Raw genomic sequence first — 19197 nt, forward strand, 5'->3', positions numbered from 1 at the left:
GAAGTAATTCTGAATCGACCAATTGGCTTTGCATACCTACCCAGCCGCAACCTCCTCCCCGGGGCAGCAGGAGCATGACATGACGAAGATGGTGCATTTGTTCGGCGGTTCGGCCACAACGGCCGAACGCTCGAAGGAATTGCTCGGCGGTAAAGGGTCGAACCTTGCCGAAATGGCCTCGATCGGCCTCCCGGTCCCGCCGGGCTTTACGATCACCACCGACGTCTGCACCGCTTATTATGCCAATGGCGAACAATTCCCGGCCGGACTGGTCGAGGATGTCGCCGCGGGTATCGCGCATATCGAGGGCATCACCGGCAAGAAGTTCGGCGACGCGGCCGATCCTTTGCTCGTCTCGGTCCGTTCGGGCGCCCGCGTGTCGATGCCCGGCATGATGGATACCGTCCTCAACCTCGGGCTCAACGACCGCACCGTCGTCGGCCTGTCCGAAGCGTCGGGCGACCCGCGTTTCGCGTGGGACAGCTATCGCCGCTTCGTCCAGATGTACGCCGACGTCGTCATGGGGCTCGACCATGCCGAATTCGAAGAAGCACTGGAAGTGGCCAAGGAAGACAAGGGCTTCTACCTCGACACGGAGATGTCGGCTGAAGACTGGCAGGCGTTGGTCAAGGAATATCAGGCGATCGTCGAGCGCGAGACCGGCGCGCCTTTCCCGCAGGAACCCAACGACCAGCTTTGGGGCGCCGTCGGCGCCGTCTTTGCGAGCTGGGAAAGCGACCGCGCGAAGGTCTATCGCCGCCTGAACTCGATTCCCGGCGAATGGGGCACCGCGGTCAATGTGCAGGCGATGGTGTTCGGCAATATGGGCGACACGTCGGCGACGGGCGTCGCCTTCACCCGCGACCCCGCGACCGGCGAGCGCGCCTGGTACGGCGAATGGCTGATCAATGCGCAGGGCGAGGACGTCGTCGCGGGCATCCGCACGCCGCAATATCTGACCAAGATCGCACGCGAAAAGGCGGGCGCCAAGCCGCTGTCGATGGAAGAGGCGATGCCCGAGACCTTCACGGAGCTCGGCCGCGTCTTCGACACGCTCGAAACGCACTACCGCGACATGCAGGACATCGAGTTCACCGTCGAACGCGGCACTTTGTGGATGCTCCAGACGCGCTCGGGCAAGCGTACTGCGAAGGCTGCGCTCAAGATCGCGGTCGACATGGCGGCCGAGGGGCTGATCACCGAGGAAGAGGCCGTCGGCCGCGTCGATCCGGGCGCGCTCGACCAGCTGCTCCACCCGACGCTCGATCCCAAGGCGCCGCGCGATGTGCTGACCAAGGGGCTTCCCGCGAGCCCCGGCGCCGCGTCGGGCAAGATCATGTTCGACGCCGACAGCGCCGAAAAGGCGGCGGGCATGGGCGAGGCGGTGATCCTTGTCCGCGTCGAGACGTCGCCCGAGGATATTCACGGCATGCACGCCGCCAAGGGCATCCTGACTGCGCGCGGCGGGATGACCAGCCACGCGGCGGTCGTTGCGCGCGGCATGGGCCGACCCTGCGTTTCGGGCGCCGGCGGGCTCAGCATCGACGGCAATGCCCGCGTGCTGCGCGTCGGCGGGCGCGAACTGCGCGAGGGCGATATCCTGACGCTCGACGGTTCGACCGGCGAAGTGATGGCGGGCGAGGTTCCGACCTTGCTCCCCGAGCTCGTCGGTGATTTCGGCACGCTGATGGAATGGGCCGACAAGGTGCGCCGGATGAAGGTGCGCACCAACGCCGAAACCCCGGCCGATGCACAGGTCGCACGCGATTTCGGTGCCGAGGGCATCGGCCTCTGCCGTACCGAACATATGTTCTTCGACGCGGCGCGGATCACCGCGGTGCGCGAGATGATCCTCGCCGAAAGCGAGGACGGCCGCCGCGCCGCGCTCGCCAAGCTGCTCCCCGAACAGCGCGGCGACTTTGCGGCGATCTTCGGCGTGATGGCGGGCCTGCCGGTTACCATCCGCCTGCTCGACCCGCCGCTCCACGAGTTCCTGCCGACGCGCGAGGAGGATTTCGCCGTCGTGGCAGAGGCTGCGGGCGTCGGGATCGAGGCGCTCAAGGCCCGCGCGAACGAGCTGCACGAGTTCAACCCGATGCTTGGTCATCGCGGCTGCCGTCTCGGCGTCACTTACCCCGAGATCTACGAAATGCAGGCACGCGCGATTTTCGAGGCGGCGTGCGACGTCGCCGCCGAAACCGGCGCCGCGCCGATCCCCGAGGTGATGATCCCGCTCGTCGCGACGCGCCGCGAGTTCGACCTGATGAAGGCGGTCGTCGACGCGCAGGCCAAGGCGGTGTTCGCCGAAAAAGGCCGCGAGATCGCCTATCTCGTCGGCACGATGATCGAACTGCCGCGCGCCGCGCTGATGGCGGGCGAGATCGCCGAGACGGCGGAGTTCTTCAGCTTCGGCACGAACGATCTCACCCAGACGACGATCGGCATCAGCCGCGACGACGCGGGCCGTTTCCTGACGCAATATGTCGACAAGGGCATCTTCCTGACCGACCCGTTCGTCAGCCTCGACGTCGAGGGCGTCGGCCAGCTCATCGAGATTGCTGCCGACCGCGGCCGCGCGACGCGGCCGGACGTCAAGCTCGGCATCTGCGGCGAGCATGGTGGCGACGCGCCGAGCATCCATTTCTGCGAAAAGACCGGCCTCGACTATGTCAGCGCCTCGCCTTATCGTGTGCCCATCGCGCGTCTGGCGGCAGCACAGGCGGCGCTGAAAAAGGGCAAATAGCCGGAGAGGGCGCGCATGAAGAGCTGGCACCGCTATGCGATCACTCTGGTGGGCGGATTGGCGGTCGGGCTCGGCGCGGCGTGGGCGCTGACCAACGGCGGGCTCGGCGACGGCGGAATCCGCAACGGCCCGTGGACGACCTCGCTCGGTTACGGAACCAAGGCGACGGACCCGTTGACGCGCGCAATGGTCGCGCGTTCGGGCCTGCTGGCGCTGCCCGCGAAGGAAACCGTCTACTGGATGGCAAAGGTCGATGCGGCGGGCGCGCCGCTCGACGGCAATTGCCGCTACAGCCTGTCGGGAACGCCGCTCGACGCGCGCTGGTGGAGCGTTACCGTCTATGACGACAAAGGCTATCTGGTGGATAATCCGGCGCGCACCTGGTCGGTCAACGGCGCGAATGTCGCGCTCGACGCGAAGGGCGAGTGGCGCGTTACGATTTCCCCTGAGAAGCCCGCCAGCGCGGCGTGGTTGCCGGGGATCAAGGGGCGGCCTTTTCAGCTAACCTTGCGCATGTACAACCCCGGCAAGGCGTTCCGGGCCGATCCCGAAAAGGCGGTGCTGCCGCGGCTCGTGAAGGAGGGCTGCTGAGATGCGCGGCTGGCTCGGTCCGATCCTGTTCGGCCTGATCGTCGCCGCCGCGACCGCATGGGCGGCGGTGCTCTATGTCCCCTATGGACTGATGAACGTCGCGATGGAGCGGCTGGGGCAGGGCGGCGTCAACAAGATGTCCTATGGCAATCTCGCGACCCCCGAGCGCCAGCCGGTGGTGCGACCCAGCCCCGACCTTGCCTATTCGAGCTGTCCCTATGACCTGTCGGCGGGGCGGTGGCGATTGACGTGGCGCCGGTGGCGGGACGGTATAGTTCGCTCAGCGTCTTCGACGCGGCGACCGACGTGATCTTCGTCCGCAACGATGTCGAGGCGGGAGGCAAGCCCTATCGAATCATCGTTGCGCGTGCGGGGCAGGCGGTGCCCGCGGGGGCGGAGGTCGTGCGCACCGACCACGACCGCGGCATCGCGCTGATCCGCCTGCTGCTCAAGGATCCCGAGGAAATCGGCGGGCTCGACGCGGCGCGGCGCGAGTCGTCGTGCGCCACGGTCACAAATAAGAAATAGGGGGTTGCGCCCCCGCGCATCGGGTCTTAAAGGCGCCTCTCCACGCACCCGTAGCTCAGCTGGATAGAGCATCAGACTACGAATCTGAGGGTCGGACGTTCGAATCGTTCCGGGTGCGCCATTCCCTTCAAATCGTCACCATGCCGAAAGCCGATTGCGCCTCGCCGCCGGTTTCGCGAACATGGCCGGCCTGTCGAAAGGATGCGGATATGGCCAGGATCGTGTTCGGAATGAACCAGTCGCTCGACGGTTATGTCGACCATATGGAGTTCGCGCCGGATCAGACGCTCTTCCGTCATTTCATCGCGGAAGCCGACGGGCAGACAGGCAGCATCTATGGCCGCACCATGTATGAGATCATGCGCTATTGGGACGATGAGCATCCCGAATGGGGCCCGGACGAGCACGCTTTCGCCGCGGCATGGCGCAAGCAGCACAAATGGGTCGCCTCGCGCACGCTGACCGAGGTCGGTCCTAACGCAACGCTGATCGGCGACGATCTGGAGGGGGCGATCCGGGCGCTCAAAGCCGATCGCGACGGGGAAATCGAAGTCGCCGGTCCGGGGATCGCACAGAGCCTTACCGAACTCAGTCTCATCGACGAATACCGGATCTATCTGCACCCGGTCGTGCTGGGGCAGGGCCGCCCCTATTTCGCGGGGCCCCGGCCGCCGCTCCGCCTCGTGACGCAGGAGCGGATCGGCGGCGACGTGATCAGGCTGGCTTACGTTCCGGCCTGACCCACGCTGGCTTTGTCGTTGCTCAGGCGGGATCGGGAACCGCGAAGCGCAGGCCGCGCATCATCGCGGCGGGGATCACGCTGCCATGGTCCTCGCCGTCGAAAATATGGCTGTCGGCTTCGGCAAGGCCGGCCTTGCGCAGCGCCGCGACGAATTCGGGGACCGCATCGACCATCCGGCAGGCCGCCACCATCGCCTGCATCTGTTCGATCGTCATTTCCAGCCCGGCGGGGACCTTCGCCGGTGCTTCCTGCTCCTGCCCGCCGACGCTGACCAGAACGCGCGGCTGGCGCTCGACCCCGGCCAGCCGCCCGGCGAAGTCGGGAAGGTGGCCCAGCACCGCAAAGCCGTCCCACCACAGCGACGGACTGCCGGCAAGGAAGGTTGCGAATGCGTCGGGGCGGGTGAGCAGGGCATAAGCGGCGAACAGGCCGCCGAGCGAATGGCCGTAGAGGATGCGGTCGGTCGCCGACGCTTCGGGATAGCGACGCTCGATTTCGGGTGCGAGCGTGTCGACGAGGAAGGTCAGGAACGCCTCGGCGCCGCCGTCCTTGTCGCCGATCATGCCCGTCATGCCGCCCAGCGCGGCGCGGCCCGCCTCGCTCAGTGGCGGCGTCAGGTCGGCGGTGCGCAGCTTGGCGAATTCGGTATATTCGGCACCATAGCCGACGCCGACGATCATCGCGGTCGGCAGCGTGCCGACGGTCCCGCGAAGCCGGGCAATCTCGGCCGCGAGCGCGAAGCCGATGTCGGCGTCGAGGACGAACAGCACCGGCACCTTGCCGTCAGCCGGCGGATTGGCGACTCGCGACACGCTGATCTTGAAGGTGCCGGTGCCGCCGGGGTGCGGCAGGTCGAATTGGTCGATCGGGGCCTGAATGGAGAAGCTCATCGCTGATTGCCTTTTTGCTGGGGTTGATGGTTTCGGGACGAAAGTCGGTCAGGCTTCGCGCAGCGCGCGATAGACGAATTCCTGCGCGACCACTTCGGGCGGGCGCATGTCGGTCGCGATCCGCTGGCGATGCGTCATACCGATGCACAGGATGTCGTTGGCAGGATCGATCCAGAACCAGGTACCGAACGCGCCGCCCCACTCATAGGTGCCCTTGCCGACCGGCCGGCCGGCGCGGGCCGGATCGACGCAGACCATGCCGTTAAGGCCGTGGCCATTGCCCTGACCGATCACATAATGAAGGATCGGATAGCGATTTTGGAGCAGGTCTTCCGGCAGGTGGTTCGACAGCATCAGCTCGATGCTCTCGGGTTTCAGGATTTTCACCTCGCCCAGACTGCCGCGCTGGAGCAGCATGCGGGCGAAGCGGGCATAGTCGCCGGCGGTCGATTTGAACGACGTGCCGCCCATCGGAAAGATCGATTCCATCCGCTCTTCGGAGGTGGCGGTACGCAGCCGGCCGGTTTCGGGGTCGAAGACATGCCCACACACCAGCCGGCGCGTCTGGTCGTAATCGAGCGTGAAGCCGGTATCCTCCATGCCGAGCGGGTCAAAGACGCGCTTCTTCAGGAACAGGTCGTACCGCTCGCCGCTCAGCCGTTCGACGATCTCGGCCTGAAGGTCGGTGGCGACGCTATATTCCCATGCGGTGCCGGGCTCGTATCCGAGCGGCAATGACGCATAGCGGCCGATTTGCTCGGTAAGCGAGCGGGCGTCGTGCCATCTCAGCTTCGCCAGCTTTTCCTGCATCTCCTCGACGGTCTTGCCGAGGCTGAAACCGGCGCTGTGCGTAAACAGTTCGCGGATCGTCGGCGGGCGCGTGGCGTTGCTACCGGGAAGCGCCGCGATGCCGGCAAATTCGGGAAGATAATCGGCGACGCTGTCGTCGAACTGCCACTTGCCCTCCTCGTAAAGAAGCAGCATCGCGACGGCCGCCAGCGGCTTGCTCATCGAAAAGAGCGTGAAGATCGAATCGGTGTGCAGCGGGCGACGGTCGCGGCAATCGGCGAACCCGGCGACATGGGCGTGGACGATCGTGTCGCCGCGCGCGAGCAGCATCACCTGTCCCGGTAATTCGCCGTTTGCGACCATCGTATCGAAATAGGCATCGAGTTCGGCGAGCACGCTTGCCGAAAAGCCTGCTTCGGCGACGCTTGCCGTGCCGAAACGATATGCTGCCATCCTGTCTCTCCAGGTTTGCTCCGGCCTGTCCCCCGCCGCGATTGCGACTCGAAAACCCTTCGCCGACTGTTTGTGATATTTCATATTAGGAAAGTATGGAAAGTCGCCTCGGTCAAGCAATTTGTCGAAGGCAGCCAATAGGTCCCATGATTTAAGGGAGTGAAGCTGCCCGAGGCTGGGATGTAGATTGTCCTTCGTCGTTTTGAAGTGCGCTCTGAAAAAGATGGATTGACAGATTTGAGAAAATGAGTTTCCATTTAGGAAATTGGGAAATCTTCGAGCGGCGGCGCCGAGATGGGGACGGATTATGAACAACCGGATGATGGCAATGTTGCTTGTGGCGGCGGCGATGCCGGCGAGCGTCTGGGCGCAGGAAGCGGCTCCCGCCGACAGCGCGAGCGATCAAAGCGGCGACATTATCGTTACCGCGAACAAGCGGCCCGAACGTCAGCTCGACGTGCCGAGCGCGATCACCGCTTTCCGTGGCAGCGACCTGCTCGACAGCGGCTACACCAGTCTCAAGGATTATCTGGCGCTGACCCCCGGCGTGCAGGTCAGCCAGACGGGTGGCGGCGGCGCGCCGGTCATCCGCGGCTTGACCACGGGCACCAATCTGGGCGCGATCGTCGGGATCGTCGTCGACGGTGCCCCGGTCGGTCCCAGTTCATCCTTCAATCTCGGCGGCGCCAATTCGACCGACCTCGATCCGATCGACCTTGAGCGCGTCGAAGTGCTGAAGGGCCCGCAGGGCACGCTTTACGGCGCGAACACCCTGGGCGGGCTTGTGTCCTACACCTTCGCCCGGCCGAATCTCGACCGGGTTACCGCAATCGCCCGCGGCGAACTCAGCGGCACCCAGCATGGCGGCACCAGCCATTCGTTCCGCGCCGCGGCGAGCGCGCCGATCGTTCAGGATATGCTGGGCCTGCGGGTATCGGGCTATATCGACCGCCCGTCGGGCTTCATCGACAACAGCGTGGCGGGGATCAACAACTTCAACCGCCAGCGCAACTGGGGAATCAACGGGTCGCTGCGTTTCGAACCGACCCCCGAACTCAGCATCAACATCGTCGGCTTTCACCAGCAGGTGAACCAGCTCGGACAGGATTATGTCGTCTATGGTGCCGACCGGAAGCCGGTCACCGACCTTCACTATGACCAGCAACTTTATAGCAAATATCGCAAAAACTCCGACGTTCTCATCGGCACGGTCGATTATGATCTGGGGTTCGCCAACCTGACATCGGTCAGCAGCTATCAGAAGATCGATACCTACATCGTCCTCAACGCGCTGACCTTCAACGCGCAGCTACCCGTTTTCACCGCGTTCGGAGGTGTTCCGGTTCCCGCCGGTACGGCCGCGGGCGCCGACGCCAAAGGGCCGGTCAAGAAATTCTCGCAGGAACTGCGTCTCGCCTCGTCCGATGACGGTCCGCTGCAATATGTTCTCGGCGCCTTCTATACCTATGAAAAGGCGCGGACCTCGACCAACGTCGTCGGCTTCGATCCGGACTTCCAGGAGGTGCCGACGCTGGCGCCGGCGATCGGCTTTGGCGTCAACGACACCTATAAGGAAATCGCCGGCTTCGGTAACCTGACCTACAAGTTTGGCGAGGCCTTCGACCTGACCGGTGGCCTTCGGATCGGCCGGATCAGCCAAGCCTATAACCAGACATTTTACGGCAGCGACGCGGCCGCGTTCAACAACTTCCTCGGCTTCCTGGGCCTCGATCCCGTTCCCGCCGATACCGGAACGACGCGCGGGTCGGAAACGGTCAAGACCTACCTGCTCACCGCGCGTTATCATTTCTCGCCCGACGGAATGGTCTATGCCCGCTATGCGACGGGTTTCCGCCCGGGCGGCCCGAACTTCGCGGTCCCCGGCCTGCCGCCGAGCTTCAAGTCGGACTCGACCGAGAATTTCGAAGGCGGTCTGAAAACCAAATTCTGGGACGGCAAGGGCACGATCGACCTGTCGGCCTTCTACATGCGCTGGAAGGATATTCTCATCCAGGTCAGCAGCGGCGGCCTCAACGCCTATGCCAATGGCGGTAATGCGCGCGTCTACGGGGTTGAAGGATTGCTTTCGCTCCGTCCCGTCGATGGGCTGACGCTGGCGGCAACGATTGCTTACAACGACGGCAAGATCACCAGCGTCGATCCGCTTGCGGCGGCTTCGCTGGGGGTGGGCGATCCGTTGCCGAACAGCGCGAAATGGAGCGGCTCGCTGACGCTTGATTATCGCACGCCGATCGGTGGCGACTGGCAGGCGGTGGTCGGCGGCACCGCGAAATTCGTCGGCAAACGCTATACTTCCCTGCGGTCGAGCCTCATCAATCCCTTTTACCTGATGCCCGGTTATGCGCTGTTCGACATCCGTGCCGGCGTCGAAAGCGATCGGGTCGACATCAGCCTGTTCGTCCGCAACCTGACCGACAAGCGCGCTCAGCTCAGCGGCAGCGGCGCGAACGGGATCAACGAGATCATCGTCCAGCGCCCGCGGACAATGGGTGTCGCCGTCATGTTCAAATATTGATCGAAGGCGCGCGTCCGTGTCTTTGGGTATCGTCAGCGAGGTGGCAGACCGCCCTTTCTGCTTGCACAAAGAGGCCGTCCTTGGCCATGTCGGGTCGCCGCATCGCGGGACGATGCGCGCACGGAAAGGATTTTCGAGGGACTATGCGCGAGAAGACGGGCCGCAAGGCGGAGTTGGCGAGCAGCCGGTTGCGGGTCGGGGCGGCGATCCGCGAACGACGGCAGGCGGCGGGCCTGTCGCTGGCCGAACTCGCCGAGCGGATCGGTGTCGCGCTTTCGACCATGTCGAAGATCGAGAATGGCAAGATTTCGACCAGCTTCGAACGGCTCGACAGCATCAGTCGCGCGTTGCAGGCGGATTTCGCCGAATTTCTCGGGACCGCGGCGCCGAGGGCGATTTTTATGTCGCAGTCGCCGGCCTATGGCATGCGGCGCAGCATCACGCGGCCCGAGGACGGGACGATGGTCGACGCCGGGACCTATCTCGAATGGTTCCACGCCTCGGACATGCTGCAGAAGCGTTTCCAGCCGGTGGTCGCCGAATTGCTGATCGAGGATGTCGCCGACTATGGCCCCTTCACCCAGCACAGCGGCGAGGAGTTCAACTATGTCCTCGAAGGCGAGATGGAGTTCCACACGGAAATCTACGCGCCGGTTCGCCTCACCGCAGGGTCGAGCATCTATTTCGACGCCGAGATGAAGCATGCGCATGTTCGGGTCGGCAGCAGTCCGTGCCGCTTGCTCGCTATCCTTTGCCCGCGAATGGAACCGCTCGCCGCCGGTACGGCGGACCGCCGGTCGATGCGGGTTGTCGATCCGCAGGGCAACGATATGGCCGCGGCCGCCAAATAGCCGGTGAACCGGCGCGTCGTTGCCATTCGGGCGGGGAGCGCTGATCGGCATGGCGGGTCTTTCGAAAGCCTTTAACGTCGCCGATGTCCGGGCGCTGGCCGGCCGCGCCCTGCCGCGGCCAATCCGCGACTATCTGGAGGGCGGCGCCGACGACGAATGGACGCTGGCGCGCAATCGCGCGGCGTTCGGCGATTGGGTGCTGGCGCAGCGGACGCTTGTTGATGTCAGCGTCATCGATCCGGGTACCGACATGCTCGGCTTCCGGGCTGCGATGCCGTTGATGCTGTCGCCAACCGGCATGTCGCAGCTCTTCCACGCGTCGGGCGAAACGGCGGTCGCGCGCGCGGCGGCAGCGGCGGGCGTGCCCTATGGCCTGTCGACGATGGCGACGACGTCGATCGAGACGATCGCGGCGACGGGCGCGAACCGCTATTTCCAGCTCTATCTGTTCCGCGATCGCGAGCTTACCCGCGCGCTCCTCGAACGCGCCGCGGCGCATGGCTATGGCGCGCTGTGCCTGACCGTCGACACGGCGATGGCGGGGAACCGCGAGCGCGACCTCAAGAGCGGGATGATCATGCCGCCGCGCTTCACGCTCGGCAGTTTGCTGAGCTTCGCCGGGCATCCGCGCTGGTCGCTCGGCGCGCTCAAGAACCGGTCGTTCCAGCTCGCCAATGTCGTCGACCATGTCGGCGATATCGGCAGCGCGGGCACCAGCGTCATCGATTATGTCAACGCGCAGTTCGACCGGACCGCGACATGGAAAGATGTCGAATGGCTGCGCGGCCTATGGTCCGGCAAGCTGGTGATTAAGGGCGCGATCATGCCCGGCGATTGTCTGGAAGCCGTCGACTGCGGCGTCGATGCGGTCATGGTGTCGAACCACGGCGGCCGTCAGCTCGACACCGCGGGCGCGCCCCTCGACTATCTGCCAGCGATCCGCGACCGGATCGGCGACAGGGCCGAACTGATCGTCGATGGCGGGGTGCGCCGCGGCACCGATGTGCTGAAGGCGATCGCGCTCGGCGCCAACGGCTGCTCAATCGGGCGGCCCTATCTTTACGGGCTCGCGGCGGGCGGCGAGGCCGGGGTCGCGCGTATATTGTCGATATTCCGCAGCGAGATCGAACGCGACATGGGATTGATGGGGCGGACGCGGATCGCCGATATCACCGCCGCCGATGTCGACCATCTCTCGCAATTCCGGTCGAAGCCCGGCTGCTGAACGCATTTCTCCAACCCTCAACCCGGATCAGGATTTTGCCATGACAAGCTGGACCAGCATCGAAATCAAACCCGGCGGCGGCGATGCGCCGATGCTGGCCTTCGCGGCAGGAGAAGCACTATATGCGCCCGCCGCCGTGCACGATCGCATCCGCGCCGTCGTCAAAGCGACCGGCTTCGATGCCAAGCCCGGCCGCTGGCTCGATATCGTCGGCGAGGGTGACGCGGGCAGCCGGATCGTCGTCATCGCGGCGGGCGCGGACGACAGCGAAGATCGCTGGCGCAATGCCGGCGGCCATGCCGTCGAGGTGATCCGCGCCTTGGCGCTCGTCGCGGCGCGGCTACCGTCGGCGGCGGACCTCGGGATCGGGGAAGCGTTTGCCGATCTCATCGAGGGCGTGCTGCTGCACGGTTTCCGCCTCGATCAGGGACGCAGCAATCCGGTGCCCGGGCAATTCGCATCGACGCTGTCGATTGCGCAGGACGATGCCCCGCTCGCCGAGCAGGCGCGGTTGCGTGCCGATCCGGTCAACCGCGTCCGGGCATGGGTCGAGCAGCCCGCGAACAGGCTGACGCCTGCGGTGTTTGCCGACGAGGCCGAAGCCGTGCTTGCGCCGCTCGGTGTCCGGGTCCGTCAGCTCGGTCTTGCCGAGCTCGAAGCGCTCGGGGCCGGTGGCATTCTTGCGGTCGCGGCGGGGAGCTCCAACGAGCCGCGCCTGACGATCGCCGAATGGCGCGGGGCGCCCGACCGCGAGGGCTGGGATGCGGCTTTCGTCGGCAAGGGGCTGACCTTCGACGCCGGCGGTCTCAACCTCAAGGCCCGGCCCGGCATCGCCAAGATGAAGTTCGACATGGCGGGCGGCGCGGCGGTGCTCGGCGCGATCTAGCGGCTGGCCTTGCGCAAGGCGCCGGTCAATATCGTCGCCGTGGTCCCGATGTGCGAGAATAATATCGACGGCAAATCCTATCGCCCCGGCGATGTCATCACCTCGCTGGCGGGCCTGACGATCGACGTCCAGGACACCGATGCCGAGGGGCGCATCGTGCTCGCCGACGGGGTGACCTATGCCATCCGCGAATATGACCCCGGGGTGATCGTCGATGTCGCGACGCTGACCGGCGCGATCATGGGTGTGCTGCACGAAGATTTTGCTGGGCTGTTCACCAGCGACGATGCGTTGGCTGCCAGCCTGACCGGGGCGGGTGCCGCGACGCGCGAATTGCTCTGGCGGCTGCCGCTGGTCGCCTCGATGGCCTATCTGGTCGAATCGCCGGTGGCCGACGTCTCGAACCTCGGCGCGCCGGGCTGGTTCGGCGTCGGCGGCGGCTCGCCGGTCGCGGGCGCCAAATTCATCGAGAAGTTCGCCGAAGGCCGCCGCTGGGCGCATCTCGACATTGCCGGCACCGGCTGGGCGTCGCGGCGTAGTTCGCGGTGCGGCCCCGGGGCGACGGGCTTCGGCGTCGCGCTGCTCGACCGCTGGGCCGATCTCGCGGTAGCGGACAAGGGTTAAACGTCGCCGGCATCGGTTGCCGATGCCGGAACGAAGCTGATCTGCGCAAGGCGCCAGTTGCGTTCGGTCTTCCCCGGCCAGTGGCCGTTCACGTCGAAAGGCTCGTCGGGCAGGCAGCCGTGCACTTCGGCGCGGATCAGCCGCCCCGTCTCGCGCAGCCGGATCGTCGCGCCGGGGTAGCGCTGTTTGAGCGCCGCTTCGAGCGCCTCGGCTTCCTTCGATATCTCGGCGCTCGCCAGCGCGCGCGGGGTGCCGTCGACCAGTTCGGCCGTCGACGAGCGGATCGCCTTCATGCCGTCGTGGAGGATGTCGAACGAGATGATCGCCGCCGCGACCGAGTCCGCCCACCACCAGCCGAGACCCAGCCCGACGATCCCCGCGACGCCGGCGGCACCCGTCATCCAGTTCGCCTTGTTCATCAGCGCGTCGGTATGGAGCAATTTGTCGGCGAGTTCCTCGGCGAGCGGCAATTCCTTGCGCCCGATGATCATCGGCGGGATCATCGCATAGACCTGCGCGCCGATCATCAGCCAGCCGAGCCAGATATCGCGGCCGAACAGCTCGATCGATCCGACCGAGGCATGCTCGGCCTTGATCAGCGTCATCGTCGAATCCCACAGGAGCAGCGCGCCGGTTGCCGCGAGCGCGACCGCGGCAAGGAAAAAGCCGAGGCCGTTGACCCGCTCGAAGCCGAAGGGAAATTTGCGCGACCGCTTGCCCTTGCGCTCCATCCGCGCCGCGACGAGGAAAGCGATCGGCGGCACGAGGCCGAGCGTGTCCTCGATCCACGCGGTCTTCATCGTCTGGCTCTGGCCGAGGACGAGCCCCATGACGATGACGATGGTGATCGTCCAGAAGATGTTCCAATATTCCAGCCGCTCGGCGCGTTTCAACGTTTCGCGCAGATGAAGCGGGAGGTCGTCGGCGTGGGTGCCGGGATGGATGCTCATGGGGTCGCCTTGGCGCGCGCAACCTTTCGCGCGCTGGTCTCGACAAGCATGATCCAGCGGTTCTCGCCGCTGCGCATCGCGGCGCGCCATTCGACGGTTTGCTCACCTTGTCCCTCGGTGCGCACGGGCGGTGAAAGCGCACTCAAGCCCGCCCACGGCGTCTTCTTCGTGAACGGCGCGACGACGAGGTCGATTTCGCCGGTTTCGAGCTTGTCCAGTAACGGCTCGAGCGCGCCGCGCCGCAGTTCGGCCTTTGCCCCCGTCGCCGTTTCGACCTGTTCCAAAAGCGTCCGTGCTTCGGGCGGCAAATCCTGTTCGGTGCCGACGCGGATGGTGCCGCTGGCGCGGATATGGTCGAGACTGTTCGCGGGGTCGCGGGGGAAGTCGTCGCAGCCGCTGAACAGCAGGGCGATTGCTATCGCAACGGCCGCTTTACCACGGGACAAGGCCCTGTCTCCTCGCATAGGCCCCCACGCTGCCAATACGCCCCGAAGGAGGGGAGGGTTCCGTTCTCAGCGCCGGCCGAGGACGTCGTAATGGCGGCCGATGCCAAAGCGGTCGAAGCGGGTGAAGCCGATGGCTCGCAGCCGCGCCTCGATGGCCGCCGCATCGGTCCAGCGCTCGTCGATTTCATAGAAGATGGCGCTCAGGCGGTCGCGATGTGCCGACGCTGCCAGCGCCTCGACCACCGTTTCCTCATGCCCTTCGACGTCAATCTTGACGATTAGCGGCAAATCGGTGGGAAGCAGCGTGTCGACCCCGGTAATGCCGAGGATACGAATATCTTCGGTCCCGGGGCCGGTGCAAGCACCTGCATCGCGCAGGCTGGCGATGCCGCTGTGCGTGCTGTTGGTGGCGATCGTCGCTATTCCCGAGTGGAGCGAGACCGCCGCGTGGACGGGCCTGATTCGCGCTTTCGCGTCGTTGAGGGCGATATTGTCTTGAAGCAGCGCGCAGGTTGCAGCGACCGGCTCGAACGCGAGCGCGGCCGCGCAATGCGGGTTCTGCGCGGCCAGCAGGCTGTAGAGACCCTGATTGGCGCCGATGTCGACGAAGGCAAAAGGTGCGTCCTGCGCGGCGAGATAGTCCGAAAGGACATGGCCATAGGTCGCATAACGGCAATATTGAAAGGTGCGATCCTGCCAGTTGGCGCGCATGCGGACGCCATAGCGTGACGTCACGACGTCGTCGGGGCGTGGCAGCGGCAGCGCCGAAAGGCCACGCGCGAGCCATTTGTGGAGCGTCTTTTTCACGCCATAGTCGAAAAAGGCGCCGATGCGCGAGGGGGCCGACTGGCTGTACGGCATGGCGGTCACTGGCGCGCCATATAGGCAAGGATCGCCTCGGCGGCGCGTTCGGAGGACGGGCGTTCCTGGAGGTCGAAGCTGTAGCGGAACATATCCTCCTGCCGGTCGTGCATCGCTGCCGACAGCCGCGGCACCTCGGCGAGCGCGGCGGCGAGTTCGTCCATCGTTTCGACCACCGTGCCCGCGCGCCAGTGCGCGAAGTCGGGATTTCCCTGCCAAGCAATGCGGCGCGGATTGAGGAAGATGCAGGGTCGCGGCCGGCGAATGAACTCGTAAACCTGGCTGCTCGCATCGCCGATATAGATGTCGGCGGCGTCGGTATAGGTCATGTCGAGGCTGGCGGCGCTGCCGGTGTCGATCAGCACATGGTCATGCTCGTAATGGTCCGGACGCGGGCCATAGTTCCAGCCGAGCGCAAAGGGTGACAGCGAGGCGGTCAGCCGTTTCTTGAACAGCATGATATGCGGCGCGAAAATAAGATTGTAGCGGTCATCCTTGACAAACCAGTCGAGGATTTGCGGGCCCATGGCATACCAGGAGGAAAGCGCCGGCGAGGGGTGCGGGTTATAGACCACCGTCGGGCGGTCCTTGGGGAACAGGCGCGGGCCGGCGGAGCGCGGCGGCAGGTCGAATTTCGGATAGCCGACGATCGCGTGGCCGTCCTCCTTGAGCAGTTCGGCCTGTGCGAGCCGGTCGCGGATCTTCTCGCCCGACAGCAGGACCAGGTCGAACTTGCCGCTCGCCTTGTCGAAGCCGATCGCGCGGTCGCCTGCGCCGTGGCGCGTGTGGACGAGGCGCAGCGACTTGAGCCCGAACAGCGATTTCAGCAGCAGCGACGTCTTTTCGGGAACGACGAGCGCGTCGAGCGCGCGGAAGCGGTCGAGATTGCGGTGGAGCACCGAGACGATGTCGGCGGGAATCGCGCGCCCGGTCGCCTTGTTGGCGGCGCTGGCGAGCGCCGACGGCGGGCGAAGGCGGATGATTTCGGGAATGGCATTTCTGACCGCCTGCACCGCGGCAAGGCGCCGGACTTCGGCCTCGCAGCCCGCGGATACGAGGATGCTGACCTCGGCCTCCGAGTTCTGTCGTTGCAGCTCGAAGGCGACGGGCAGCGCGTGCGCGACCTGATGGCCACCATGATGGTTGAAAAGGAAACCGATGCGCACCGGATCAGCCTTTCCCCCAGTCGAGGATCGGCCAGCCGCGTTCGGCGGCAACGGCGCGCAGCTTCGGCGACGGATTGACCGCGCACGGCTCGTCGCACAGTTCGAAGAGCGGCAGGTCGGAGACATGATCGGACCAGAAACGGATATGTGCCGCGTCGCGCGCGATCCCGGCGCTCTCCATGAATGCCTCGAGCCGCTGCCGCTTGTCGGCGCCGTAACAATTGGCACCGTCGATCGCGGGGACGAGGCAGCCGTCCTGCCAGCTCGACGTGCTCGCGATGACGTCGGCGATGCCGAGCCGGCGCGCGAGCGCGGCGGTGTAGAAATGCGGCGCAGCGGTCGCGAGGACGACGCGGCGTCCGGCCCGACGCTCGGCCTCGATCAGCGCCAAGCCTTCGGCATAAAGGCCGCGCTCGACCAGATGGCGGGCAAAGCGGTCGGCGATCCGCGCCGCGTCGCGTTCGGGCAGGGCGCCGCCGAGCGCGATCCAGTGCATCGACTGCTTCATCGTCCGGCGCGGGACGAGCTTCAGCGCATAGAGAAGCGCGACGGGGAGCAGCAGCGGCACGAGTAGCAGGCGCCAGGGTGCGCGCATGCGGGCGGCGAAGAACAGGAACGGCGTATAGGTCGGCAGGATCGACAGCGTCCGGTCGAGGTCGAACACCGACAGCAGCGCGCGTTGCGGCAGCGCCGCCTGCGCGACGACGCGCTTTCTTTGTAGCTGTGCCACGACCCGCTCCTTTTCTGCGGCGGCGACAGTGGCAGCGGCACCTTCCCCGCCGATGGCCGAAAGATTTGATTTTCGACATGTTGGGATGGCCGCGCTCGAAGAGATGGCGGTGCACGCGTTCAGGCGGTATCGGTCGGGCGATGCATATATTGGTGATCGAGGATGACGCGCGCGTCGCCGAACATATCGGCAAGGGTCTAAAGGCGGCCGGCCATCTCGTCGACAGCGAGGGCGACGGGCGGGCGGGGCTGCTGCGCGCGGCGGCCGAAACCTATGACCTGATCGTCGTCGACCGCATGCTGCCGCATGTCGACGGGCTGACGATCGTCCAGACGATCCGCGCCACCGGCGATACGACACCGGTGCTGATCCTGAGCGCGCTCGCCGAGGTCGACGAGCGCGTCGCTGGCCTGCGTGCCGGCGGCGACGATTATCTGACCAAGCCCTTCGCCATGTCCGAACTGCTCGCGCGCATCGACGTGCTGAGCCGTCGTGGCCCCGCAATCGTCGCCGAGACGAAACTGGTCATCGGCGACCTCGAGATCGACCTGCTCGGGCAGGCGGTACGGCGCGGCGGCAAACCGGTCGACCTGACGTCGCGCGAATTTCGCATCCTCGCCTATCTGGCGCGCAACGAGGGGCGCGTCGTCACCCGCTCGATGCTGCTCGAACATGTTTGGGATTATCATTTCGACCCACAGACCAACATCATCGACCAGCACGTCAGCCGGTTGCGGCAAAAGGTCGATCGTGGATTCGAGCGCCCGCTGATCCATACGGTGCGCGGCACCGGCTACATCATGCGGGCCGCACCATGACCCCGCGGCGGCCCAGCCGCGTCTGGCGCAGCCTGACTTTGCGGCTGGGGCTGATCTACGTCGCCTTGTTCCTGACTTCCACCGCGCTGATGTTTGCGGCGGCCTACTGGATCGGCGTGTATCAGCCGCTGCTTCAGGAAACGGGCTCGGTGCGCGCCGAGGCGGGCAGTCTTGCCGCCGTTGACCGGGCGGGCGGGCGCGATGCGCTGCTGCGCGCGCTCCATGCCCGGCGTGCGTCGGGACCGCGGCGGGCGTTCGACGCGCTGATCGCGCCCGACGGCAAGATATTGATGGCCAATTTGCCGAGCTGGCCCGACGAACCGGTCGAGGGCTGGGCGCTGCTCGAAGCCGATGCCTATCGGGGCGGGCAGGAGCGGGATTATGAAGCGTTGGTGGTCGAACAGCGGCTCGACGACGGTGCACGGCTGATCGTCGGGCGCGACGTCGAGGATATCGACGACCGCGACGAGCTGTTCACGATCGGATCGGCGTGGCTGATCGTCATCGCCGCTTTCCTCGCGATCGCCGGCAGCCTCGCGATGAGCGCCGCGGTCGGGCGGCGCATCGATATGGTGACGCGTACCGCGCGGCGCGTGATGGCGGGCAGCCTGACCGAACGCATCCCGCTGCGCGGCACCGGCGACGATTTCGACGAATTGTCCGAAACGCTCAACCTGATGCTCGGGCGGATCGAGGAATCGGTGGAGTCGGTGCGCCGCGTGTCGGACAATGTTGCGCATGAATTGCGGACGCCCTTGGCGCGGCTCCACGCCGATCTCGACGAACTGCGTACGGCGGGCAGCGATGAGGAAAGGCAGCGGCTGGCAGGACAGGCGCTGACCGAAGCCGGGCGGCTGCAGGCGATCTTCGACGCCCTGCTGCGCATCGCGCGGATCGAGAGCGGGCGGCATCTTGCGGGGGTGAAGCCGGTCGACCTGACGACGTTGCTGACCGACGCGGTCGAATTTCACTTGCCCGATGCAGAAGAGCGCGGCCAGCGAATCGAAAGCAGTATCGCGCCGGGGCTGGCGATGGCGGCCGACCGCAACCTCCTGTTCCAGGCGGTGTCGAACCTGCTCGACAATGCGAGCAAATATGGCGGCACCGGCGGGACGATCAGGGTGCGAGCCGAGAAGCGCGACGGCATGGTGCGGATCGAAATCGGCGACACCGGGCCCGGCATCGCGCCCGAATATCGCGAGCGGGTGAAAGAACGCTTTTTCCATGTGCCCGACACGGCGGCGCAACCGGGAACCGGGCTGGGCCTCGCGCTCGTCGCGGCGATCGTCGCGCTGCACAAGGGCACGATGGAGATCGGCGACGCCGCACCGGGGACGAAGGTGGTGCTGAGTTTCTGAGCGCTTCGGG

Annotated in this window: 15 protein-coding genes, 1 tRNA gene and 2 pseudogenes; 11 read left to right on the top strand and 7 right to left on the bottom strand. The window is 65.8% G+C overall.

Translation table 11 applies throughout. The features are described from left to right. Nucleotides 1–79: 79 nt before the first annotated feature. From ppdK to AN936_RS06430, 5 genes and pseudogenes are all read left to right on the top strand, one after another. Nucleotides 80–2743 (top strand): pyruvate, phosphate dikinase, encoded by a 2664-nt coding sequence (gene ppdK / locus AN936_RS06405; protein WP_054587405.1) that lies wholly within the window; start codon nt 80–82, stop codon nt 2741–2743. A 15-nt stretch (nt 2744–2758) separates the two neighbouring features. Next, nucleotides 2759–3334 carry a DUF1214 domain-containing protein gene (locus AN936_RS06410; RefSeq protein ID WP_054587406.1) on the top strand — a complete coding sequence of 192 codons (576 nt, stop codon included), beginning with the start codon at nt 2759–2761 and terminating at the stop codon, nt 3332–3334. 136 nt (nt 3335–3470) lie between these two features. After that, nucleotides 3471–3862: pseudogene (locus tag AN936_RS06420) on the top strand (DUF1254 domain-containing protein). A 44-nt stretch (nt 3863–3906) separates the two neighbouring features. Then, nucleotides 3907–3983 (top strand) — tRNA-Arg (locus tag AN936_RS06425). Between the two features lie 88 nt (nt 3984–4071). Next, nucleotides 4072–4602: a dihydrofolate reductase family protein gene (locus AN936_RS06430; RefSeq protein ID WP_054587409.1), complete on the top strand. Its 531-nt coding sequence runs from the start codon at nt 4072–4074 to the stop codon at nt 4600–4602. Between the two features lie 22 nt (nt 4603–4624). On the opposite strand, the gene AN936_RS06435 is transcribed toward AN936_RS06430, so the two are convergent. Together AN936_RS06435 and AN936_RS06440 are read right to left on the bottom strand one after the other, a co-directional pair. Next, a complete protein-coding gene (locus tag AN936_RS06435; protein WP_054587410.1) occupies nt 4625–5494 on the bottom strand; it encodes an alpha/beta hydrolase in 870 nt (289 codons plus the stop codon). Nucleotides 5495–5542: 48 nt separating this feature from the next. Then, nucleotides 5543–6736: a serine hydrolase domain-containing protein gene (locus AN936_RS06440; protein WP_054587411.1), complete on the bottom strand. Its 1194-nt coding sequence runs from the start codon at nt 6734–6736 to the stop codon at nt 5543–5545. A 322-nt stretch (nt 6737–7058) separates the two neighbouring features. Here AN936_RS06440 and AN936_RS06445 point away from each other — a divergent pair, with 322 nt between their 5' ends. The 4 genes and pseudogenes from AN936_RS06445 (at nt 7059) to AN936_RS25445 (ending at nt 12858) form a co-directional block, all read left to right on the top strand. Next, a complete protein-coding gene (locus AN936_RS06445) occupies nt 7059–9272 on the top strand; it encodes a TonB-dependent receptor (protein ID WP_158500056.1) in 2214 nt (737 codons plus the stop codon). 143 nt (nt 9273–9415) lie between these two features. Next, a complete protein-coding gene (locus tag AN936_RS06450; protein WP_054587413.1) occupies nt 9416–10123 on the top strand; it encodes a helix-turn-helix domain-containing protein in 708 nt (235 codons plus the stop codon). A 49-nt stretch (nt 10124–10172) separates the two neighbouring features. Beyond that, entirely contained in the window at nt 10173–11348 is a 1176-nt protein-coding gene (locus AN936_RS06455; protein ID WP_054587414.1) for an alpha-hydroxy acid oxidase, read from the top strand. Between the two features lie 91 nt (nt 11349–11439). Continuing rightward, nucleotides 11440–12858: pseudogene (locus AN936_RS25445) on the top strand (leucyl aminopeptidase family protein). Here AN936_RS25445 and AN936_RS06470 read toward each other — a convergent pair. From AN936_RS06470 to AN936_RS06490, 5 genes are all read right to left on the bottom strand, one after another. Beyond that, nucleotides 12855–13808: a cation transporter gene (locus tag AN936_RS06470; protein ID WP_054587417.1), complete on the bottom strand. Its 954-nt coding sequence runs from the start codon at nt 13806–13808 to the stop codon at nt 12855–12857. The pseudogene AN936_RS25445 and the gene AN936_RS06470 sit on opposite strands and share 4 nt — an antisense overlap. Next, nucleotides 13805–14254 (bottom strand): hypothetical protein, encoded by a 450-nt coding sequence (locus AN936_RS06475; RefSeq protein WP_054587418.1) that lies wholly within the window; start codon nt 14252–14254, stop codon nt 13805–13807. The genes AN936_RS06470 and AN936_RS06475 overlap by 4 nt, the downstream gene beginning before the upstream one ends. 66 nt (nt 14255–14320) lie before the next feature. After that, nucleotides 14321–15115 carry an FkbM family methyltransferase gene (locus tag AN936_RS06480; protein ID WP_054587419.1) on the bottom strand — a complete coding sequence of 265 codons (795 nt, stop codon included), beginning with the start codon at nt 15113–15115 and terminating at the stop codon, nt 14321–14323. A gap of 5 nt (nt 15116–15120) precedes the next feature. Next, the gene (locus AN936_RS06485) at nt 15121–16281 is read right to left on the bottom strand and encodes a CDP-glycerol glycerophosphotransferase family protein (protein WP_054587420.1); all 1161 of its coding nucleotides are present in this window, start codon (nt 16279–16281) and stop codon (nt 15121–15123) included. A 4-nt stretch (nt 16282–16285) separates the two neighbouring features. Next, nucleotides 16286–17011, bottom strand: coding sequence for an HAD family hydrolase (locus tag AN936_RS06490; protein ID WP_054587421.1), 726 nt, complete (start codon nt 17009–17011; stop codon nt 16286–16288). Nucleotides 17012–17151: 140 nt separating this feature from the next. Here AN936_RS06490 and AN936_RS06495 point away from each other — a divergent pair, with 140 nt between their 5' ends. After that, the gene (locus AN936_RS06495; RefSeq protein ID WP_054590143.1) at nt 17152–17829 is read left to right on the top strand and encodes a response regulator transcription factor; all 678 of its coding nucleotides are present in this window, start codon (nt 17152–17154) and stop codon (nt 17827–17829) included. Then, nucleotides 17826–19187 (top strand): HAMP domain-containing sensor histidine kinase, encoded by a 1362-nt coding sequence (locus AN936_RS06500; RefSeq protein WP_054587422.1) that lies wholly within the window; start codon nt 17826–17828, stop codon nt 19185–19187. The genes AN936_RS06495 and AN936_RS06500 overlap by 4 nt, the downstream gene beginning before the upstream one ends. The last annotated feature ends 10 nt before the right edge of the window (nt 19188–19197 follow it).

The organism is Sphingopyxis macrogoltabida, from assembly GCF_001307295.1.
Lineage (GTDB): Bacteria > Pseudomonadota > Alphaproteobacteria > Sphingomonadales > Sphingomonadaceae > Sphingopyxis > Sphingopyxis macrogoltabida_B.